This is a genomic window from Porticoccus sp. (assembly GCA_023261185.1).
Classification (GTDB): Bacteria; Pseudomonadota; Gammaproteobacteria; order Pseudomonadales; family Porticoccaceae; genus Porticoccus; species Porticoccus litoralis.
On the sequence record JALRJN010000089.1, the window covers coordinates 1 to 19,804 of the forward strand.

At 53.6% G+C, this 19,804-nt stretch carries 18 protein-coding genes and 1 pseudogene; 14 read left to right on the forward strand and 5 right to left on the reverse strand.

Annotated elements, in window-relative coordinates; all coding sequences use genetic code 11:
* Window positions 1–244: pseudogene (locus ACYZYZ_RS08475) on the reverse strand (protease HtpX); the annotation flags it as partial.
* Window positions 245–586: 342 nt separating this feature from the next.
* Between ACYZYZ_RS08475 and ACYZYZ_RS08480 the strand changes: the two are divergent.
* Together ACYZYZ_RS08480 and ACYZYZ_RS08485 are read left to right on the forward strand one after the other, a co-directional pair.
* Window positions 587–1,054 (forward strand): LEA/WHy family protein, encoded by a 468-nt coding sequence (locus tag ACYZYZ_RS08480; RefSeq protein ID WP_461483949.1) that lies wholly within the window; start codon window positions 587–589, stop codon window positions 1,052–1,054.
* A gap of 15 nt (window positions 1,055–1,069) precedes the next feature.
* Window positions 1,070–1,834, forward strand: a complete 765-nt coding sequence (locus ACYZYZ_RS08485) for a YiiX/YebB-like N1pC/P60 family cysteine hydrolase (protein WP_305169134.1) — start codon at window positions 1,070–1,072, stop codon at window positions 1,832–1,834.
* 15 nt (window positions 1,835–1,849) lie between these two features.
* On the opposite strand, the gene ACYZYZ_RS08490 is transcribed toward ACYZYZ_RS08485, so the two are convergent.
* On the reverse strand, window positions 1,850–2,674 hold the full coding sequence (locus tag ACYZYZ_RS08490) for a mechanosensitive ion channel family protein (protein ID WP_461483950.1): 825 nt from the start codon (window positions 2,672–2,674) through the stop codon (window positions 1,850–1,852).
* 99 nt (window positions 2,675–2,773) lie between these two features.
* Here ACYZYZ_RS08490 and ACYZYZ_RS08495 point away from each other — a divergent pair, with 99 nt between their 5' ends.
* From ACYZYZ_RS08495 to ACYZYZ_RS08510, 4 genes are all read left to right on the forward strand, one after another.
* A complete protein-coding gene (locus tag ACYZYZ_RS08495; protein ID WP_461483951.1) occupies window positions 2,774–3,469 on the forward strand; it encodes a M15 family metallopeptidase in 696 nt (231 codons plus the stop codon).
* A complete protein-coding gene (gene cysE / locus ACYZYZ_RS08500; protein WP_305169131.1) occupies window positions 3,462–4,274 on the forward strand; it encodes a serine O-acetyltransferase in 813 nt (270 codons plus the stop codon). The genes ACYZYZ_RS08495 and cysE overlap by 8 nt, the downstream gene beginning before the upstream one ends.
* 2 nt (window positions 4,275–4,276) lie before the next feature.
* Entirely contained in the window at window positions 4,277–4,636 is a 360-nt protein-coding gene (locus ACYZYZ_RS08505; RefSeq protein WP_305169130.1) for a diacylglycerol kinase, read from the forward strand.
* 139 nt (window positions 4,637–4,775) lie between these two features.
* Window positions 4,776–5,315 (forward strand): hypothetical protein, encoded by a 540-nt coding sequence (locus ACYZYZ_RS08510; protein ID WP_305169129.1) that lies wholly within the window; start codon window positions 4,776–4,778, stop codon window positions 5,313–5,315.
* Window positions 5,316–5,346: 31 nt separating this feature from the next.
* On the opposite strand, the gene ACYZYZ_RS08515 is transcribed toward ACYZYZ_RS08510, so the two are convergent.
* Entirely contained in the window at window positions 5,347–5,820 is a 474-nt protein-coding gene (locus tag ACYZYZ_RS08515; protein ID WP_305169128.1) for an Lrp/AsnC family transcriptional regulator, read from the reverse strand.
* Between the two features lie 203 nt (window positions 5,821–6,023).
* Here ACYZYZ_RS08515 and ACYZYZ_RS08520 point away from each other — a divergent pair, with 203 nt between their 5' ends.
* From ACYZYZ_RS08520 to smrA, 3 genes are read left to right on the forward strand one after another with little or no spacing between them, the layout of a single operon-like run.
* Window positions 6,024–9,533 (forward strand): indolepyruvate ferredoxin oxidoreductase family protein, encoded by a 3,510-nt coding sequence (locus tag ACYZYZ_RS08520; protein WP_461483952.1) that lies wholly within the window; start codon window positions 6,024–6,026, stop codon window positions 9,531–9,533.
* Window positions 9,534–9,535: 2 nt separating this feature from the next.
* Complete coding sequence (locus ACYZYZ_RS08525; RefSeq protein ID WP_305169126.1) at window positions 9,536–10,603, forward strand: Glu/Leu/Phe/Val dehydrogenase dimerization domain-containing protein; 1,068 nt, start codon at window positions 9,536–9,538, stop codon at window positions 10,601–10,603.
* A gap of 59 nt (window positions 10,604–10,662) precedes the next feature.
* On the forward strand, window positions 10,663–11,259 hold the full coding sequence (gene smrA, locus ACYZYZ_RS08530) for a DNA endonuclease SmrA (protein WP_305169125.1): 597 nt from the start codon (window positions 10,663–10,665) through the stop codon (window positions 11,257–11,259).
* Between the two features lie 46 nt (window positions 11,260–11,305).
* On the opposite strand, the gene ACYZYZ_RS08535 is transcribed toward smrA, so the two are convergent.
* Entirely contained in the window at window positions 11,306–11,896 is a 591-nt protein-coding gene (locus ACYZYZ_RS08535) for an SPOR domain-containing protein (RefSeq protein ID WP_305169124.1), read from the reverse strand.
* 82 nt (window positions 11,897–11,978) lie between these two features.
* Window positions 11,979–14,183, reverse strand: a complete 2,205-nt coding sequence (locus ACYZYZ_RS08540) for a primosomal protein N' (RefSeq protein WP_305169123.1) — start codon at window positions 14,181–14,183, stop codon at window positions 11,979–11,981.
* A gap of 243 nt (window positions 14,184–14,426) precedes the next feature.
* Between ACYZYZ_RS08540 and rpmE the strand changes: the two genes are divergently transcribed.
* The 5 genes from rpmE to pntB form a co-directional block, all read left to right on the forward strand.
* Window positions 14,427–14,642 (forward strand): 50S ribosomal protein L31, encoded by a 216-nt coding sequence (gene rpmE, locus ACYZYZ_RS08545; RefSeq protein ID WP_305169122.1) that lies wholly within the window; start codon window positions 14,427–14,429, stop codon window positions 14,640–14,642.
* A 4-nt stretch (window positions 14,643–14,646) separates the two neighbouring features.
* Window positions 14,647–15,471: a thermonuclease family protein gene (locus tag ACYZYZ_RS08550; RefSeq protein ID WP_461483953.1), complete on the forward strand. Its 825-nt coding sequence runs from the start codon at window positions 14,647–14,649 to the stop codon at window positions 15,469–15,471.
* Between the two features lie 171 nt (window positions 15,472–15,642).
* Window positions 15,643–16,392, forward strand: coding sequence for a DUF4197 domain-containing protein (locus ACYZYZ_RS08555; RefSeq protein WP_305169120.1), 750 nt, complete (start codon window positions 15,643–15,645; stop codon window positions 16,390–16,392).
* 471 nt (window positions 16,393–16,863) lie between these two features.
* The gene (locus tag ACYZYZ_RS08560) at window positions 16,864–18,444 is read left to right on the forward strand and encodes a Re/Si-specific NAD(P)(+) transhydrogenase subunit alpha (RefSeq protein ID WP_439651635.1); all 1,581 of its coding nucleotides are present in this window, start codon (window positions 16,864–16,866) and stop codon (window positions 18,442–18,444) included.
* A 12-nt stretch (window positions 18,445–18,456) separates the two neighbouring features.
* Window positions 18,457–19,804: Re/Si-specific NAD(P)(+) transhydrogenase subunit beta (gene pntB / locus ACYZYZ_RS08565; protein WP_461483954.1), on the forward strand; the 1,348-nt coding region annotated here is incomplete at its 3' end.

A 19,804-nucleotide genomic window follows, 5' to 3' on the forward strand; every position in this document is an offset into this window, starting at 1 on the left:
CCGGTGTCCGGGGTTGCTCGATGAGTTTAGTGCCGGTACTCATCTTTGCCATCCACTTGGATATCAGCAGGGAGACAAAGGAACCGCCAAAGCCGAACAGGCCGCACATGACGAGCAACCCACCGAGATTGGTATAGATACCCTGGGATGCCAGGTAGTGCTCCAGCCCCAGCATCTTGAACACGATGCTGAACAGCAGGAGTATGGCAATGTTGGTGCCTATGAATAAACCGATTCGTAACACGCTAACTCTCCTCGTTGTGGTGTCGACAATTGGCACCTTATAAGATGCGATCTCCCGCAAAAAATTCAATGGCTCGCGGTGACTTTTATTTTGGATTGCACTTTCAAGCGGGCAGATTCTAGCAAAACCGCGAGGTTGGTACGCGCACTGTTGTCCACAGAGGTGTCAGGACAGTCGTTGATCTCGGGTTTAGGGCTTGGCGACAGAAACAGCGGTATAAATTAAGTGGCGAGACTTGTTTTTTTACGGCAACATCCGTGGACTAACGTTGTCATTAATCATGTCGGCTATTAATCTGGCCAATCGGCCTGAACAGCAAAGCGGATTAAACAGGGGGTTTGAATGCGCCAACTCAGACTGGTCGGATGGCTTGTGATGCTATGCATGCTCTCTGGTTGCGCCCTGTTATCCACGTCCCAGAAGCCGGAAGTAAATCTAGTGAACGTGCAACCCGGCTCCCATGAGGGACTTCAACAGAATTTCCTGATTACCTTGCAGGTGACCAACCCCACGGCTCACGAGCTGAACATTTCCGGTATTTCATACAACCTCAAGCTTCAGGGACAGAAGCTGATTAGTGGCGTTTCCGGCGGCCTGCGTCCGTTGCCCGCTTACGGTCAGTCAATGGTCAAAGTGCCAGCGTCAGCAAACCTCATTAGTGGCCTGAAAATTATCGGTGCCTTCATGGAAGACTCCACTCAAGCTGTGGAATTTGAATTGGAGGCGCGTATTAACTTGGGATGGTGGCGATTCCCCGTCACCGTAGTCGAGTCCGGCTCCATTGACCTGGGCAAATACGGCGTTAAATAGCGGGAGAGGCCCGACGTGGTATTGGAGCGCATTGGTCGCTGGCTGGCGCGCAAGCTGTCCGAGCCGCGATATCTAAGTACAGTACCCAGCCGTCCGCACCTTCTTGCTAGTACCATTCAGCCGGGTGACGTTTTACTGGTGGAAGGCGTCAGTCGTTTCAGCCTGGCTATCAAATATCTCACCCAATCGACCTGGTCCCATGCGGCACTGTACGTTGGTGATTACCAAGGACAGGAGGGCATGCTGGTCGAAGCAGATGTCCAGGAGGGGGTAAGGCTGGTTCACCTGAGTCACTTTCAGCATCTTCAGACCCGAATCTGCCGTCCGGTCAAACTGGATGCCGACGAAATTCAACGATTGTTGGGGTATGCTCTGGAGCGCCTGGGGCACCAGTACGATCTGAAAAACATTATCGATCTGATGCGCTACCTGATTCAGACACCGCCTATACCCAATCGATGGCGACGGCGGATGTTAGCGCTGGGCAGTGGTGATCCTACCAGGGCCATCTGTTCATCTTTGATAGCTCAGGCTTTTCAGTCAATTCGGTACCCGATTTTGCCGGAGGTCACTGTAGAGAGGCGCTTTGATACGGATATGGAAGAAATCCACCAGGAATTTTTGCATATCCGCCATCACAGTCTCTATGCACCCCGCGACTTTGACCTGTCACCCTATTTCATGATTGTTAAACCGACACTGGCATCAGGCTTCGATCCTCACCAGGTTACCTGGCGAGAACCCGAAAGCCTGCAAGATGGTGATGCCACTCCATCGTAAACAGGATCTGCCAGACTAGTGTTTTTCCCCCAGCATGCGCACTTCCCGTTGCGGGAAGGGGATAGTGATGCCGGCCTGCCTCAGTGCTTCAAAGATGGCGTTGTTCACTTTAAATCGGGTTTCGTGGAAGCTCTGAGTCGGCACCCAGAAGCGCACTCCGAAATTGATGCTGCTGTCGCCAAAATTGTCGATGCCAATTAGTGGTTCGCGGTTTGAACTGACACCCTGCTGCTCTAGCACTTTTTTTAATATCCCGATGACCTGCTGGGGGTCAGAATCGTAGCTGACACCTACCGTGGTTTCGGCCAGCATGTTTTCAGCAGAGTTATGGATAATTTCACCCACAATATGTCGGTTGGGAATGGTGATCCTGACATCATCTTCGTCCCTGAGTACGGTGTAGGCCAGGTGTACCTCATCTACCAATCCTGTCTCCCCCTGCACCTTGATGGTGTCTCCCACCACAAAAGGTCGGGTGATAATAATATTGAGACCGGCACCGTAGTTGGACAGAAGCCCCTGAACTGCCAAGCCAGCACCCAGAGATAGAGCACCGATGGCTGCGACAAAGGGCGTGACGCTGATGCCTATTTTGCCAAGGGCGATGATGGCGACACCCACGAGAATAATGATTTTCACAAAGCTGGAAATAAAACGACTGAGCGTGATATCCAGCTCTTTTTTCTCGCATAGGGCGAGTACCATGCGGGATACTTTGTTGGCGACAATTGAGCCAATCAGGAAAATGATCAGTGCGCCCACTAACTGGAAGCTGTAGGTGACGAAAAATTCAACGATGGTGTTGTATATGGCCTGGATTTGTTCGATTTCTTGTTGCATGACAAGCCGCTCCTTCTGGGTTGTGGCTAGAGCATAGCAAAATACGTTTCGTCATATTAAGGTGTTATTTTCCTCCATTACCCACAGGGTTGGCACTGCGTGAATTCCACTGCGATTTCCTTTGACATGATGAGCGGCCAGAACGGTGATCATCTCTGCAATGTTGATGGCGACATCAGGTTGCACGCGGCAGTGGTGACGCCATTCCGTGCGTTACAAGCTGCTGCTGCGAAAGCAGGATTGAATATTCAAATTGCTAGTGGCTACCGGGATTACCCACGGCAACTGGCCATCTGGAACGCCAAGGCAACAGGACAACGTCCGCTACTGGATCGTCACAGCAACGCACTGAACCCGGCTGAGATGACCGAGACAGAGATCCTCTGGGCGATTCTTCGCTGGTCTGCATTACCTGGATGCTCCAGGCATCACTGGGGTACGGACATGGATATCTGGGATCAAGCAGCAGTGCCAGTGAATTACCCGTTGCAGTTAACGCCTGATGAATACGCCCCGGGTGGACCATTTGCCCCGCTGTCAGAATGGTTACAACAGCATGCTGCCTCATATGGCTTTGGCCGCCCCTACGCTGTGGATAGGGGTGGCGTAGCGCCGGAGCCCTGGCATTTAAGCTATCAGCCGACCGCAGAGCAGTTCGAAGCAAAATTGGATCGGGCATTTGTCTGCAAAGTTTCGGATAATAGCCAGCTGGCGTTGAGGGACACGGTTCTGGCCCATCTTGATGAAATCCTCGACAGGTTTATTTTGCCCCAGCCACGGGAGAAACATGGCTAGTTTGACAGCAGAGCAGGGCACACCAGATGTGTTGTGGGAAAGCATTCGGCAGGAAGTTACTGACATGGCAGCCCGGGAACCGGTGCTGGCCAGCTTTTTCTATGCGTCGATACTGAGCCACCATTCTCTGGAGGAGGCGCTGGCCTACACCCTGGCACAACAGCTAGGCAATGGTGTGCTTTCCGACCTGAGCATTCATCAGGTGTTGCTTGAAGCCATGACGGAAGATACAGAGACCCGCGATCGGATGCGGCGGGATCTCAGTGCCTACGTGGAGCGGGACCCAGCCTGTAACCATTACTGCATGCCGCTGCTTTATTTCAAGGGCTTCCATGCCCTGCAGGTACACCGGGTGGCCAATTGGTTGTGGCGGCGACAACGCCGTTCACTGGCTCTGTTTCTCCAGAATCGCGCTTCCGAAGTGTTTGGGGTGGATATTCATCCGGCGGCAGAAATTGGCGGTGGCATCATGATTGATCACGCCACCGGACTGGTGATTGGCGAAACATCCGTCGTTGAAGACAACGTTTCCATGCTGCATTCGGTAACCCTGGGTGGGACTGGTGCTCTCGCCGGAGATCGCCACCCGAAAATTCGTTGCGGTGTATTGATCGCCGCCGGTGCAAAAATTCTCGGCAATATTGAAGTCGGGCAGGGTGCCAAAGTGGGGGCGGGGAGCCTGGTGCTAGAATCCGTACCCGCTCATACCACCGTGGTTGGTGTTCCTGCCAAAGTGGTTGGCCATCCCCGGGAAGCGGAGCCCTCAAGGGAAATGGATCAACGTATTAATGGAGGCGAGGGCTGAACATGGCACTGCGCGGACTGATCAAGCGTCGGGCTTTCATGGCAGCCCTGCATTCCTGGCGGGGATTGAAAGCCTGCTTTGAGCATGAAGAGGCCTTCCGGGTGGAGGTATGGCTTTCGGTTATTCTGCTGCCACTGGCGTTTGTGGTGGCGGACAACGGCATAGAGCTGGTGTTGCTCTGCGGCTCGGTATTGCTGGTGTTGATTGTCGAGCTGCTAAATTCTGCGGTGGAGGCGGCCATCGACCGCATCAGCCTGGAGCACCATGCTTTGTCTGGCAGGGCCAAAGATCTGGGGTCTGCTGCTGTTTTGGTGGCTATGCTGTTTGTGCTGCTGACCTGGCTGGCCATTCTGCTGATGTGATGCAGTTTGAGAGGTGGGCCACGATCGTGGGGATTGATGGGGTAACATTGCTGTTTAATTGCTAGACTTTTCCTATACCGGCTTCTACCCCCGGCGCTGGATGAGCAATAACCATGGCTAAACAGGGAAGCATCCGACAATGAGTGAAATGAGTTACGAGGTGGTGTTCCGGGGTGATGTGGTGCCTGGCCAATCCATCGTCGATGTCAAACAGCGGCTTGGCGAATTGTTTTCTGCCGATCCCGCGCGGATTGACGGCATGTTTTCAGGCAGGCCGGTGGTTATTAAGCGAGGGCTTGATCAATCGACGGCTGAACGCTATCAGGCCGGTATGCAAAGGGCCGGAGCCGTGGTGAGTATCCGTCCTGTTGCCACCAGTAGCGAAGACGCTTCACCGGAGCCAGTGGATACAATGCCGGTTGCCAGCTCAGATCTGACTGCCAACCCAGAACCACCAGCCGGTGCTTCTTCACTACCAGCGGGTGATATGGATCTGGCACCGGTGGGTGCCGATGTACTGACCCCGGAACAGCGCCGGGACTTTACCCAGGCCAATATCGACACGTCTTACATGACAATAGCCGAGGCGGGAAGCGAAGTGCTGAAGGAAGAAGAGCGAAACATCGTGCCCGACCGCGATGTGGATACCTCACACCTTTCTCTGGATGATTCTCAGTAGTCCATCACCCAGGTCTGGTTCCCCGGTCCGCTTACAACTGGGTGTCCAAGGGCAATTCAGTGGTGTATTTGATCTGCGTGACGGCAACATTGGAATGCAGATCGCGTATTAAGGGCAGTCGCGCAAGGTGTTGCCTTAGAAATGTCTCAAAATGCTGGATGTCGCGGGTGATGATTTTCAGAAAATAATCCATGGTTCCGGTGACGGTATAGCACTCGACGATTTCCGGAAACTGCTGCACTTGCGCTTCAAAAGCTTCCAGTGAATCTTCATCATTGCGCGTCAGTGAAATGCTGACAAACGTGACCATCTGCATCCCCAAAAGGTCAGCATCAAGCAGTGCGACTTTTTTACGCACGATGCCCGATTCCTCCAGCTTACTCATGCGTCTCCAGCAGGGGGTGGTCGAGAGGTTTACCTGCGACGCCACATCCTGAGCGCTGAGTGAGGCGTCAGTCTGCAGTATTTTCAGTATGTTGATATCAGTCTGGTCAAGTTTCGACATAAAATCCTGTTTCATAAATATAAAATAGAAAAATATTCCATAAAAATAGGTTTTTCAAGCAAAAAAAGCAACTCTATTGCCGGAAATATGCCCTATTCTTTTTGTCGAAGAATCAGGAAAAAGTGTCGTTGTCGGGTATAGACCCTGGCGCAACAGATAATAAAACCCTGGTTCGGCACAGTGACCTTGCATAGGAGGTGTCTGTGAATGTTTCACTGAACGACAAATATCTGCTCGACAAGGGCCGGGCTTACATGTCAGGCATTGAAGCGCTGGTTCGTTTACCCATCTTGCAACATCAGCGCGATCAGCAGCGTGGCCTGAATACCGCCTGCTATATATCCGGTTACCGTGGTTCGCCACTTGGCGGCCTGGATCAGGCGCTTTGGAAAGCCCGGCCTTTTCTCGATAAACACCATGTGCATTTTCAACCTGGGGTCAATGAAGACCTCGGTATGACAGCGGTGTGGGGCAGTCAGCAGGTCAACCTGTTTCCCGGCGCTCGCTATGACGGGGTCTACGGCATGTGGTACGGCAAAGGGCCGGGGTTAGACCGCAGCATGGATGTACTCAAGCATGCAAACGCCTTCGGCACCTCCAAATATGGTGGTGTTCTGGCGATTGTAGGAGATGATCACGCCTGCAAGTCGTCAACCCTGCCGCACCAGAGTGACCATATGTTCATCGGCGCTACCTGTCCGGTGCTGAACCCGGCAGGGGTTCAGGAAGTGCTGGATCTGGGTATTTATGGCTGGGAGCTGTCCCGTTACAGCGGCTGCTGGGTGGGCATGAAGGTCATTACGGAAAACTGTGATGCAGCTATCTCGGCGGAAATTGATCCGGGTCGTATACACATTGTATTACCCGAGGATTTTGAATTGCCGCCGGATGGTGTCCACGGTCGCTGGCCGGATACCCCGCTTGATCAGGAAAAGCGGTTGCAACGTTACAAAATTTACGCCGCACTGGCTTTCGCTCGTGCCAATAACCTCAATCGCATCACGCTGGATAGCCCCAATGCAAGATTGGGTATCGTTACCACCGGAAAATCCTACCTGGATACCCTTCAGGCACTGGATGATCTGGGTATTGACGAACAGCTTGCCGCGGCAATTGGTTTGCGTCTCTATAAGGTCGGTATGAGCTGGCCTCTGGAACCGTCCATGACGCATACCTTCGCCGATGGACTCGAAGAAATTCTGGTGATCGAAGAGAAGCGCAGTGTGATTGAGGACCAGCTCACCGGGCAGCTCTACAACTGGCCGGTGGAAAAACGGCCTCGGGTGGTGGGTGAGTACGATGAGTATCGAGAACTGCTGGTGACAAATCTCGGTGAATTGACCCCCGCGTTAATCGCACAGGTAATTGCGTCCCGTATTCGTCGTTTCTACACCAGTGACACGGTGGAAAAACGGCTGGCCTTTCTGCAGGCCAAGGAGCGTTCGCTGAACAGCAAACCGGCCATGCTGGAGCGCAAACCCTGGTATTGCTCCGGCTGCCCCCACAATACTTCCACGGTTGTGCCCGAAGGCAGTATGGCTATGGCCGGGATCGGTTGTCACTACATGGTGCAGTGGATGGATAGGGAAACGTTTACCTTCACGCAGATGGGCGGCGAGGGGGCAACTTGGCTGGGTCAGGCACCTTTTACCGAGACCCCCCATGTGTTTCAGAACCTCGGGGACGGTACCTATTTCCACTCCGGCCTGCTGGCCATTCGGGCAGCAGTCGCTTCGGGGGTCAACATTACTTACAAAATTCTCTATAACGACGCGGTGGCCATGACCGGCGGTCAACCGGTGGACGGCATTCTCTCTGTTGACCGCATCGTGCAGCAGCTGCGGGGCGAGGGCGTGCAGCGCATTGCGGTTGTTTCGGATGATATTAAGCAGTTTGGTGGTGATTTCCCGCGCTTTGAGGGTCTCAGTTTTGATCATCGTGATCAGTTGGATCGGGTCCAGAGAGAACTGCGTGAGGTTGAAGGAACCAGTGTCCTGATCTACGTGCAGACCTGTGCTGCGGAGAAGCGTCGTCGCCGCAAAAAAGGGATTATGGATGATCCGCCGAAACGTGTGTTCATTAATGAGCGGGTTTGCGAAGGCTGCGGTGATTGCGGTGAGAAATCCAACTGTTTGTCGATTATTCCCAAGGATACGCCGTTGGGTCGCAAACGCATGATCGATCAGTCCGCCTGTAACAAGGACTATTCCTGCCTGAAAGGCTTCTGCCCGAGCTTTGTTACCGTTCATGGTGGCCGTGTTCGCAAGCACCAAGGATTGGAACATCATGTCGCCTGGTCCGATTTGCCGGAACCGGAAATTGTCCCCATAGATATTCCCTACAACATCCTCGTGGCCGGCATTGGCGGGACGGGGGTGCTGACGGTCGGTTCTGTTTTGGGTATGGCGGCTCATATCGATAACAAAGGTACCTCGGTGCTGACTCAAACCGGGCTGGCGCAAAAATTCGGCTCGGTCACCAGTCATGTGCGTATCGCTAATCAGCAGTCAGACATTCATGGTGTGCGTATTCCTGCGGGTGATGCCCACCTGTTGCTGGGTGCCGACCTGGTGGTTTCCTCATCCCGGGAAGCCCTGTCAAAAGTGAACAGTGCCTTCTCCGCGGCAGTGCTTAACAGTCACGAGTCCCCAACGGCGGAATTTACCCACAATCCCGATGCGCCTTTTCCCTACGGGCAGATGGCCCATGTGCTGAAGGAGGAAATCGGTGATGAACGCACCTGGTTGATGGATGCCACGGCCCTGGGTACCGGATTAATGGGTGATGCTATCAGCGCCAACATGTTGTTGCTCGGTTATGCCTGGCAACTGGGTCTGGTGCCGTTACCCCGAGAGGCTATCGAACAGGCTATTACCCTCAACAATGTCGCGGTGGATATGAACCTGAAGGCCTTTCTCTGGGGGCGTCGCTATGCCGTAGATCCGGATCGCGTAATGGCGTTGGCCGGTGTTGAGGACGCTGCCTCGCAGCCGCTGGTGGCTACGCTGGATGAACTGATTGACGACCGATACTCGCGCCTTAAGGATTATCAGGATCACAACCTGGCAGATCACTATCGCCAGCAAGTGGAGCAGGTGCGCACTACGGAGCGGGCAGCTTTTCCCGGCTGCGAGGAACAGGACATGGCGTTGACTCGTACCGTAGCCAGCAATTATTTCAAGTTGCTGGCCTACAAAGATGAGTACGAAGTGGCCAGGTTATTTACCAGTGGAGAATTCGAACGCCAACTACACGAAGAGTTTGAAGGCGATTTCAGCCTGAAATTTCATCTCGCGCCCCCTGTTTTTGCACGACGTGATCCCCGCACAGGGCAGCCCCTCAAACGCCAGTTTGGGGGCTGGATAATGCCGATATTCAGGTTGTTGGCTAGGCTGCGTTTTCTGCGTGGCAGCTCCCTGGATCCTTTCTCATACAGTGCCGAGCGCAAAATGGAGCAACAATTGATTGCGGACTATCGGTCCCTGGTGGAGCAGTTATTAACAGGGCTTTGTTGGGATAACTATCAACAGGCCGTGGAACTGGCTTCGTTGCCGGAACGCATACGCGGCTTTGGCCATGTGAAAGCGAAGAATCTTGAGCTCACCAAGCTGCGTGAACGGGCATTGCTTGCGGGGTATCGAAGTGATCCCGTGCGTATTATTGATCCGGGAAACAGTACGACTGATGGGGCTCGGTCGGCAGCAGGAGAATGATCATGAGTGTGTTTCAACACCCCGACTATGACAGCCACGAAAAACTGGTTTTTCACCACGATGCAAGCAGTGGCCTGAAGGCAATTATCGCCATTCACAATACCAACCTGGGTTGTGCTCTGGGGGGTTGCCGAATGTGGCCCTATGCCAGCGATGATGAAGCAATTACGGATGTGCTTCGGCTGTCCCGGGGAATGACCTACAAAGCCGCTATTACCGGGTTGAACTTGGGCGGTGGCAAGGCCGTGATTATTGGCGACCCGCTGCGCGATAAAACCCCTCAGCGGTTAAAAGCGATGGGGCGCCTGGTGGAAAGCCTACACGGCGAATATGTGACGGCAGAGGATGTCGGAATTGGTGAGCAGGACGTGGCAATGATGTCGACTGAAACTCGGTATGCCACCGGTTTCGAGCATGTTGCCGGTGTCAGTGGTGACCCCTCTCCCTATACCGCTTACGGTGTGTTTCGCGGTATTGAGCAGGCTGCGCGCTTCCAGTTGGGCTGGGATACGCTGGCTGGTATTCGTGTCGCTATTCAGGGGGTGGGGAAAGTCGGCTACGAACTGGCTCGACTGCTCAGCGCTGCCGGTGCGCGAGTCTATGCTGCGGATATCTTCACAGATAACCTGAAAAAGGCAGTTGCCGACCTAGGCGTGATTCCAGTGTTGCCGGAAGATATTCTGCGTCAGCCGGCGGAAGTGTTTTCACCATGTGCCATGGGGGCGGTGATTAATGAGACTGGCCTTCGCGAACTGGCTGCACCTGTGGTTGCGGGGTCAGCCAACAACCAGTTATCGACCGCGGAGGACGGCCAGCGCTTGCAGGCGGCGGGTATCCTTTATGTGCCGGACTACGTCATCAATGCTGGGGGATTAATCGACGTCTACTATCAGTATTTCGGTGCTGATCGCCAGGAGGTATTACGCCATATCGACGAGATGGCAGCTAAAACCTTGCCTGAAATCTTTCAGCGGTCAAAGGTCACCGGAGCTGCGACCAGTGATGTGGCCGATGAGCTGGCCAGGTCCAGATTCATGGGTAGCACCCAAGCTCATACAGATGCAGCCTGAGCGCTGCCAGGGCTATAATTGCCTGCCCGAGCCGTTAGTAACTTCAAGAGTGTTTGGCAGTGAGCGACGACGATAATCATTTATTTCGGCAGGAGATGGACGATGTGATGCCCCTGTCAAAGCCCTCGGATCGTGTGTTGTTAAGCAAGGTCAGGGAGCAATCACCGGGGCTGGTTGTGCGGCGCAAGGCTGCGCAACAGGAAATTACACAGGATGCTGATGGCCTGACTTCGGAAGCCTATATCCCTATGGTCAAGCCAAGGGATGTGCTGGCATTCAAACGCGAGGGAGTTCAAAACGGTGTCTACAAAAACCTGCGACTGGGCAAATACACCATTGATTCTAGGCTGGACCTGCACCGATTAACTGTTGAGCAGGCGAGGCAGCAGATGTACCAGTTCATTCGGGACTGCGTTAAACATGAAATTCGTTGTGCCCTGATCACCCATGGTCGTGGAGAGAATCGCGAAAAACCGGCGTTGTTAAAAAGCTGTACTAATCAGTGGTTGCGGCAGTTCGAAGAGGTGTTGGCATTCCATAGTGCCCAGCCCCAGCATGGCGGCACGGGTGCCACCTATGTGATGTTGCGCAAAAGCGAAAAAAAGCGAATCGAAAACCTTGAGCGACACCACAAGGGGCGAAAGTTTCGCGGATAGAACTATCGTTTTTCCGGTGAGACTTATCTGAAAAAGCCGAATCTGATTATTCTTTGCGTTTCAACAACAGCGAATCAATACCGTTGCTCGCCAGGCGGTTGCGGGCTTCTGTCACATCGGAGTGGTTGGTAAAGGGGCCGACCAGTACCCGATGCCAGGTCTCTCCTTTTCTCGGGCTTACCATTTCAATGCTGGTGCTGAGATTCAATAACAGTAAACGAGCCCTAAGACTATCCGCATCCGAGTTGCTTTTGAATGATCCAACCTGCAGCAGGAACACTTCATTGGCGGTGACTTTAGGTTCCGGAACTGCTTCGCTTTCAGAGCGGTTGGTAGGGGCGGGGTTGTCCGGAACAATGACCTCGGTTTCTCTCAGCAGCGTATAGAAATCGAAGCGTGGCTTGCCGTTCGGTTCCTCGTGCGCCTGCTGTTGGGGTTTAGTTTTTTGGGGTGCAGGCTGTTTGTCACCATCTTCGGTATTGGCGAGTTGATATAGCGTCACTATCAATCCCCCCAGCAGAATGCCGGCCAGCAACCAGAGCCATCCCGGCGCCCCCTGTTTTGTGGCGCGACTTTTTCTTGCGTTGGGGCGTTTATGATTTTTTTGTGAGGCTTTTTTGGCGTAATCCCGGGTCATGGGTGTGACACTACTCCTATGCTGGGCGCCATTGTAGGATTAACTCACAGTGGCCGCCAGCGCTTCCAATTAAATGCTGTTATCAGCTCATATCCTGTGGGTCGATATCTACCGACCAGCGCACTTTTTTCCCCAGAGAGGACGCTTCAAGTTGTGGGCAAAGCCAGCTCATCAACTGCTGGAGCCTGGGTCTTTCGCGGCAGGTGATACTGAATTGCTGTCGAAAACGACCGCTGCGTTTTTCCATTGGTGCGGGTAGTGGCCCCAGGTAGCTGATGTCCGGGTTGGGTGAAACCTGCTGTTCAGCCAATTGGCGGGCATAGGCTAAGAAGTTTTCAGCATCAGTCATGTTGCGGGCCTCGGCTCGTAGCAATGCCATATAGCGAAACGGTGGCAGCTGGGCCAGTCGCCGTTCAGTTAGCAGCATCTCGCAAAATTCGCTGTAGGATTGGTGGATCAAGGTGGAAATCAACGGGTGTTCACAGTGCTGGCTTTGCAGAATGACCATGCCGGGCTTTTTTCCTCGCCCAGCCCGTCCCGCAACCTGGGTGATTAGCTGGCCCATTTTCTCTGCGGCGCGAAAATCTGCGCTGAACAGTCCGGCGTCGGCATCCAGTATTGCCACCAGCGTGACATTGGGGAAATGGTGGCCCTTAGCCAGCATTTGTGTGCCCACCAAAATACAGGGCTCGCCGCTGTGAATCTTTGCAACGATTTCCTGCATGGCCTGTTTGCGGCGGGTAGTATCCCGATCAACCCGAATGACCGGAAAATCCGGGAAAAGAGCTGCCAGGGTTTCCTCGCTTCGTTCCGTGCCCTGGCCCACACACTGTAACTGCACGCTATGGCATTGGGAGCATCGCGTCGGCACAGTCTGCTGAAACTCACAGTGGTGGCAGATCAGGCGGTTAATCTGGCGGTGTACGGTGAGCCGAGCTTCGCAGCGGTGACAGTTGGCAATCCAGCCGCACTGGTGGCAGCTGAGCGTGGGGGCAAATCCCCGGCGGTTCAGGAAGACCAGTACCTGGTTGCCGTCATCCAGTTGCGTCTGCATGGCATCAAACAATTCTCGGGAGAAACCAGAGGACAGGCGGTGCTGACGAACATCGACAGTCTGCCAGGCAGGCTGCTGCGACGCGCCGGCACGGGATGACAATACCAGGCGGGTGTATCGCTGTTGCTGGCAGTTGTACAGTGACTCCAGGGATGGCGTGGCCGAACCCAGTATGAGGGGTATTTGTTCTGACTGGGCGCGCCACACTGCCAGATCTCGGGCCGAATAGCGAAACCCTTCCTGTTGCTTGAAAGAACTGTCATGTTCCTCGTCAACGATTAACAGGCCGGGGTTTTTCAGTGGCGTAAAAATGGCGGAGCGGGTGCCAAGGACAATGGCTGCCCGTCCGGTTCTGGCCTGATCCCAGGCCAATGCCCGTTCTCTGTCTGTGAGTCCGGAATGAATTACGGCGACAGGACAATTAAATCTTGAGGTAAAGCGCTGTAAGGTCTGAGGTGTCAGGCTGATCTCAGGAATCATGACCAGCGCCTGGCGACCCTTTCGCACCACCTGTTCAATCAGTTGCAGGTAAACCTCGGTTTTGCCGCTTCCGGTTGTGCCATCCAGCAGGTAGCTGTGAAAACCCGACAGTTGAATCTGTTCCAGGGCCTGTTGTTGTTCTGGGTAAAGGGGCAGGGAAGGTTCCGCCAGCAAGTTTGAATGATCAACGCTGGCTTCTGGTGCCAACTCAATCTGCTCAATCAAACCTTTCTGTTCCAGCTGCCGCAATATGGTGCTGCTGATGCCCAGTTGCTGAAAGTGACTACGGCTGGCAGTGCGAAGTTGCAGTTGCTGTAACACCTGTTGCTGTCGCGGTGCTCTGGACAGGGCTGATTCCGGTAGTCCTTTGCCGCGAGTTGTCAGTTGCCATGCCGGTTCTGCATTGCTAGGCAGTGGTTCTCCGCGGCGCAGCAGCACAGGTAACAGTGAACTGAGTGCATCGCCGATCGGGTGCTGATAGTAACTGGCGGCCCATGATCCCAGCTCCAGAAGATTCTGAGATAGCAGGGGCTCGCAATCCAGCAACGCCGCTATGGGCTTTAATTTATCTGTTGGTACTTCACTGCTGCTTGCCTGACCAATGACAATCCCAACCAGTTGGCGGCGTCCAAAAGGGACCAGTACGCGGCAGCCTGCTTCTGGTAATGGGCCAAGTTCGGCAGGGTAGAGGTAATCAAACAGCCGCCGCAATGGAGAGGGAATGGCAATGCGGAGAATGGCGGGATCTGTCATCGCAGTGTTTTTATGCTAAAACCTTGAAAGGGGACTGTTTTCTGGTAGTATTCGCGCTCCGTTAAGGCGGCATGCGGTGCCCGGCATAATTGAAAGGCATCCCGAATGGCTGAACGCATTGGCAATCAGCCAAAACCTGACCGAGATCTGCAGTGTACCAGATGTGCATACTGATCCCAGACAGGAGATTCGGGTTGAACAGAGATCGGGTTGCGGTGTGCAAGATACAGAGGCTAAGAGAAAATGAAAGCAGAAATTCACCCGAATTATGGCACGTTGTCTGCAACTTGCAGTTGTGGCAACGTTATTGAAGTTGGCTCCACCCTGAGTGACAGCATCCACGTAGATGTTTGCTCCCAGTGCCACCCCTTCTACACCGGCAAGCAGAAAGTTGTTGATACTGGTGGCCGTATCGACCGCTTCAACAAGCGTTTCGCTGGTCGTTCCGCCAAGAAATAAGTTTATGCAGCTGGCCTTTCGAGGCGGCCAAAACGCGCTTCCGGCTAAAGCCCGAAGCGCGTTTTTTGTTGTACGTTTTTTCGCTTTACTTCCTTTCGTATTTTTTGGATCGGCTTGGGCCGGCGTAACCTGTGAACCCGTTGGCCCCCTTGAGCCTGTTTCCGTCTATCACGTCTACGACGGCGATACCCTGAAACTTGACGATGGTCGCAAGCTGCGACTGATCGGTGTCAACGCCACCGAAATGGGGCGTGATGGCAGGCCGGATCAACCACTGGCAAAAGCAGCTACCCGTTTGGTTGAGGAGTTTGTCCGCCATTCAGGACAGGTCATGATATCTGTCGACAAGCAGGCCAAAGATCGATACGGACGCACGCTGGCACACGTGTTTAATACTCGGGGTGAAAGTCTTGAGCAACAGTTGCTGGAGCAGGGGCTTGCCTATCATGTAGCCGTTCCGCCAAATCTGACCCAGGCGGAATGTCTGGCCAGTGCCGAAGCGCGAGCACGTTCCGCCGGGCTTGGTTTGTGGAGTGCCGCCAGGATTGCACCGGTGTCCGCCTCAGGTATTGCCACTGGCGGATTTCAACGGGTGCAGGGCAAGGTGACCGCAATAAAGCTGGGCAAAAAGAGCTGGCGACTTGAGCTGGATAATCGCCTGGTTGCCATTACCTATCCTGAGCATTGGTATCGCTTTGATCGCAATTGGTACCAATCTCTACAAGGGCGATTTATTGAGGTTCAGGGGTGGGTATACCGAGCGGGTAAAGAAAATCAAAAAGAGTGGCGCATGAAAGTTGAAACTCAGTACGGTATAGAAGTTAAATAATTACATATAGTTAACCCTATAATTTAAAGTTAATTGTAGGTGTTTTTTATCTTTAGCCTGCTTTTTTCAATCAAGTTTACTCATCTCATTTAAGCGGCGAATTGCCATTAACCCCATACAACAGCCGTGCTACGCTATGCGCTCATTTCTCAGGATCAGAGAGTGCTACCCATGAAGTCTGGAATTCATTTCGTTACCCTGTCATTGCTGATGTTCTCCATGGCCGTAAATGCCGCCAGCTGGTGGGAAAGCGGTCGACAGTTGCTGGAAAGTGCCACGGGCACTTCTACAGAGACTTCTTCCGCCTCTCTGAATAATCTGTCGGTGGAGGAAATTGCCGCTGGACTCAAGGACGCCCTCAAGGTGGGCACCGGCAAAGTGGTATCACAGCTCGGGGCCAACGATGGGTTTTTGGCAGACGAGCAGATTCATATTCCGTTGCCTGCGCAAATCCAACAGGCCAAGGCTTTGCTGGAGAAGGTTGGTATGGGCGCCAGCCTGGTGGAACTGGAAACACGGCTTAACCGAGCTGCCGAAGCCGCGACGCCAAAGGCCAAGACACTGTTTCTGGATGCCATCAGCGAGATGACGATTGAGGATGCCCGCAATATCTACAATGGATCGGAAGATGCCGCTACCCAATACTTCCGTGACAAAATGAGTGGTTCTCTGGGTGAGGCAATGCGTCCGGTGATTGCCGACAGTCTCAGTCAGGTGGGTGCCGTGCAGGTTTATGACAGTATTGCCGGCAACTACAAAACTTTGCCATTTGTGCCGGACCTGAAAACCGATCTTACCGATTACACCATTGAAAAAGGCATGGCTGGTATTTTTTATTATCTGGCTCAGGAAGAGGCGGCCATTCGGCAGGACCCAGCCAAACAGACTACAGCGCTACTTAAAAAACTCTTCAGCCGCTGATTTTTTCTCGCTACGGGTGGTAAATGTGGGTGAGCATGATAAGGTGCCGCCCCTTAGCGCAGTGGGCGTTATTGAGGGGATTTCAGTGAGGTACTTTTGACAGAGCCCGGATGTCATACCTCTTTATCAGTAACGTCAAAGCAGTGCTTAAGGGCGATTTTGTAAATGTTTTGTAAAAGATGGCTTATGCGATTTCGTAACTCATCATAATTTCTTATATATCTCATAAAACTATCCTATAAAAGAATGATTTACGCTGCCTGTGTATGGCGTAACATTCAAAGCGGTTGTAGGAGCAGCAACACTTTTACTATTTAAAAACGGACAATATGCTGGTTTTCTAAAGTATTCAGTGCTTTAGTTACGGCACAGTCATGTTTTTCCGGCTGGATAGTCACAAGTTAGGCGACCCCGCTTTGCGTGTTTACATTTATGGACTATGCACCTGACCCGAGATCAGGTTTGGAGAGAATGCTGATGATAACAATAGGTATCCCGAAGGAAATTTTTCCGGACGAGCGGCGTGTTGCCGCTACACCGGCCTCGGTACAAAAGCTCATCAAGCTGGGCTATGAGGTATTGATTCAGTCGGGGGCTGGTGATCCTGCCCACTACGACGACGAGGCTTATGTGAACGCCGGCGCCGCCATTGCGGTGGATGCTCCCTCCCTCTGGGGACAAGCGGACTTTGTGTTGAAAGTACGTGCTCCCATGGATAATTCACAGTTAGGTCGTCACGAAGTCGACATGATGAAACAGGGGGCGTCTCTGGCCTGTTATATCTGGCCCGCCCAGAACCCTGAATTACTCGACAAGTTGGCTGAAAAGGGCGTGACGGCATTTGCTATCGACAGTTTGCCCCGTATTAGTCGTGCCCAGAAAATGGATGCCCTGAGCGCTATGGCCAACATTGCCGGCTATCGGGCAGTTATTGAAGCAGCCAATCATTTCGGTCGTTTCTTTACCGGTCAGGTCACTGCTGCTGGCAAGGTGCCCCCAGCCAAGATCATGATTATTGGTGCCGGCGTCGCCGGTCTGGCGGCCATTGGTACCGCCAACAGTATGGGCGCTATTGTGCGCGCCTTTGATACCCGCCTGGAAGTTAAAGAACAGGTGGAAAGTATGGGTGCCGAGTTCCTGGAGCTGGATTTTGGTGACGAGGATGGCAGCGGCGGTGGCGGTTACGCCAAGCAAATGAGCGACGAGTTCATCCAGGCGGAAATGGCACTTTTTGCGGAACAGGCCAAAGAGGTGGATATCATCATCACCACGGCACTGATTCCCGGCCGCCCAGCACCTAAACTGATTACTGCGGAAATGGTTGAATCCATGAAGCCCGGCAGTGTGATTGTTGACCTCGCCTCCGAGCGCGGTGGCAACTGTGAGCTGACCGAACCCGGTGTGGTTGCTGTGAAGCACGATGTCTCCATTGTCGGTTACACCGACCTGCCCAGCCGCATGGCTAAGGTGTCCAGTGACCTCTATGCCAGTAACCTGGTCCACTTGGTGACTGACCTGACACCCGAGAAAGATGGTCAGCCAGTGGTTGATATGGAAGATACCGTGATCCGCGGATTGACCGTGGTGAATGACGGGTCTATTACCTGGCCACCACCCAAGGTTGAAGTGTCGGTTGCTGCGCCCAAACCCAGTACCGAAGAGCCCTCACCGGCAGGTAAGGCTGCCGTCGCACCCTCGCCGCTGCGCAAGTGGGGTGGCAAGATCGCACTGTTTGCTGTCACGGCGTTGGCGCTGCTCGGGGTTGGTGCTTATGCGCCGGAAAGCTTCCTCACCCACTTTACCGTGTTTGTGCTGGCCTGTTTTATCGGTTGGCAGGTGATCTGGAACGTCACGGCTTCACTGCACACACCGCTGATGAGTGTCACCAATGCCATCAGTGGCATTATCGTGATCGGGGCGCTGTTGCACCTGGCTCGGGCTGAAGGAGCTGCAGTGGGCATAATGGCCTTTGTGGCTGTGCTCATCGCCACTATTAACATTGCGGGGGGCTTCCGAGTCACCCATCGCATGCTGAAAATGTTCCGCAAATAAGGGGGTCACACCATGAGTTATGGAATAGTTAGTGTGGCCTACGTTGTGGCCAGCATTTTGTTTATTCTCAGTCTTGGCGGACTGAGCCATCAGGAAACCGCCCGAAAGGGTAACTACTACGGTGTGGCGGGTATTTTCATCGCTATCATCGTGACCATTGCCAGCTTTGGTGGCAGTGGCATTGTCAGTATTGTTTTGGCAATTCTCATTGGTAGCGGCATCGGCCTGATGCTCGCCAACAAAGTGGAAATGACGCAGATGCCCCAGCTGGTGGCACTGCTGCACAGCTTTGTGGGTCTGGCCGCCGTGCTGGTGGGTTTTTCAGGTTATATCGAACCGTTGATTGTTACCCACGGTGCCGAGCACACGATCAAGCTGATCGAGATATACCTGGGTATCTTTATTGGCGCCGTCACCTTTACTGGATCGCTGATTGCCTGCGGTAAGCTCGACGCCAGAATTCCCAGCAAGGCACTGACTCTGCCGGGACGCCATTATATGAATCTGGCTGCGCTGCTGGTGACGATCGTGTTGGGTATTATGTTCGTCGGTGCTGAGAGCAAGGCGGCGGGGATATTTGCTCTGATCCTGATGACAGCCATTGCGTCGGTCCTGGGGGTTCACCTGATCATGGCTATCGGTGGTGCCGATATGCCAGTGGTGGTCTCGATGCTTAACAGTTACTCCGGTTGGGCCGCGGCAGCCATTGGTTTCATGCTTGGCAATGATCTACTGATTGTCACCGGCGCGCTGGTGGGTAGTAGTGGTGCTATCCTCAGTTACATCATGTGCCGTGCCATGAACCGCTCGTTTATCAGCGTGATTCTCGGTGGCTTTGGCCAGACCAGCAGCAGTTCTTCTGCGGACTTGGGAGATCAAACAATCCAGGAAACCTCTGTGGATGAACTGGCCGAGGAGCTGCTTGCCTCTGATTCTGTGATCATCGTGCCCGGTTATGGCATGGCGGTGGCTCAGGCCCAGAACGCGGTGGGAGATATCACCAAGTTCCTGCGCGACAAGGGCATCAATGTGCGCTTTGGTATTCACCCGGTGGCGGGTCGTTTGCCGGGACACATGAACGTGCTTCTTGCTGAAGCCCATGTGCCCTATGACATCGTGCTGGAAATGGATGAAATCAATGACGATTTCCCGCAGACCGACGTGGTGCTGGTGATCGGTGCCAACGACACGGTTAACCCGGCGGCTTCAGAAGACCCGGGCAGCCCCATTGCCGGTATGCCGGTGCTGGAAGTGTGGAAGTCTCGTCAGGTGGTGATCCTTAAGCGCGGTATGGCTACCGGTTATTCTGGCGTGGAAAACCCGCTGTTCTTCAAGGAGAACGCCCGTATGTTGTTTGGTG

Coding starts and splice junctions, on each gene's coding strand:
- ACYZYZ_RS08515 (WP_305169128.1), bottom strand. CDS start 5,820: ATGTCGAAACTTGACCAGACTGATATCAACATACTGAAAATACTGCAG.
- ACYZYZ_RS08550 (WP_461483953.1), top strand. CDS start 14,647: ATGCAGCTGGCCTTTCGAGGCGGCCAAAACGCGCTTCCGGCTAAAGCC.
- ACYZYZ_RS08535 (WP_305169124.1), bottom strand. CDS start 11,896: ATGACCCGGGATTACGCCAAAAAAGCCTCACAAAAAAATCATAAACGC.
- ACYZYZ_RS08490 (WP_461483950.1), bottom strand. CDS start 2,674: ATGCAACAAGAAATCGAACAAATCCAGGCCATATACAACACCATCGTT.
- ACYZYZ_RS08480 (WP_461483949.1), top strand. CDS start 587: ATGCGCCAACTCAGACTGGTCGGATGGCTTGTGATGCTATGCATGCTC.
- ACYZYZ_RS08505 (WP_305169130.1), top strand. CDS start 4,277: ATGGCACTGCGCGGACTGATCAAGCGTCGGGCTTTCATGGCAGCCCTG.
- ACYZYZ_RS08540 (WP_305169123.1), bottom strand. CDS start 14,183: ATGACAGATCCCGCCATTCTCCGCATTGCCATTCCCTCTCCATTGCGG.
- ACYZYZ_RS08510 (WP_305169129.1), top strand. CDS start 4,776: ATGAGTGAAATGAGTTACGAGGTGGTGTTCCGGGGTGATGTGGTGCCT.
- ACYZYZ_RS08560 (WP_439651635.1), top strand. CDS start 16,864: ATGCTGATGATAACAATAGGTATCCCGAAGGAAATTTTTCCGGACGAG.
- ACYZYZ_RS08555 (WP_305169120.1), top strand. CDS start 15,643: ATGAAGTCTGGAATTCATTTCGTTACCCTGTCATTGCTGATGTTCTCC.
- rpmE (WP_305169122.1), top strand. CDS start 14,427: ATGAAAGCAGAAATTCACCCGAATTATGGCACGTTGTCTGCAACTTGC.
- cysE (WP_305169131.1), top strand. CDS start 3,462: ATGGCTAGTTTGACAGCAGAGCAGGGCACACCAGATGTGTTGTGGGAA.
- ACYZYZ_RS08525 (WP_305169126.1), top strand. CDS start 9,536: ATGAGTGTGTTTCAACACCCCGACTATGACAGCCACGAAAAACTGGTT.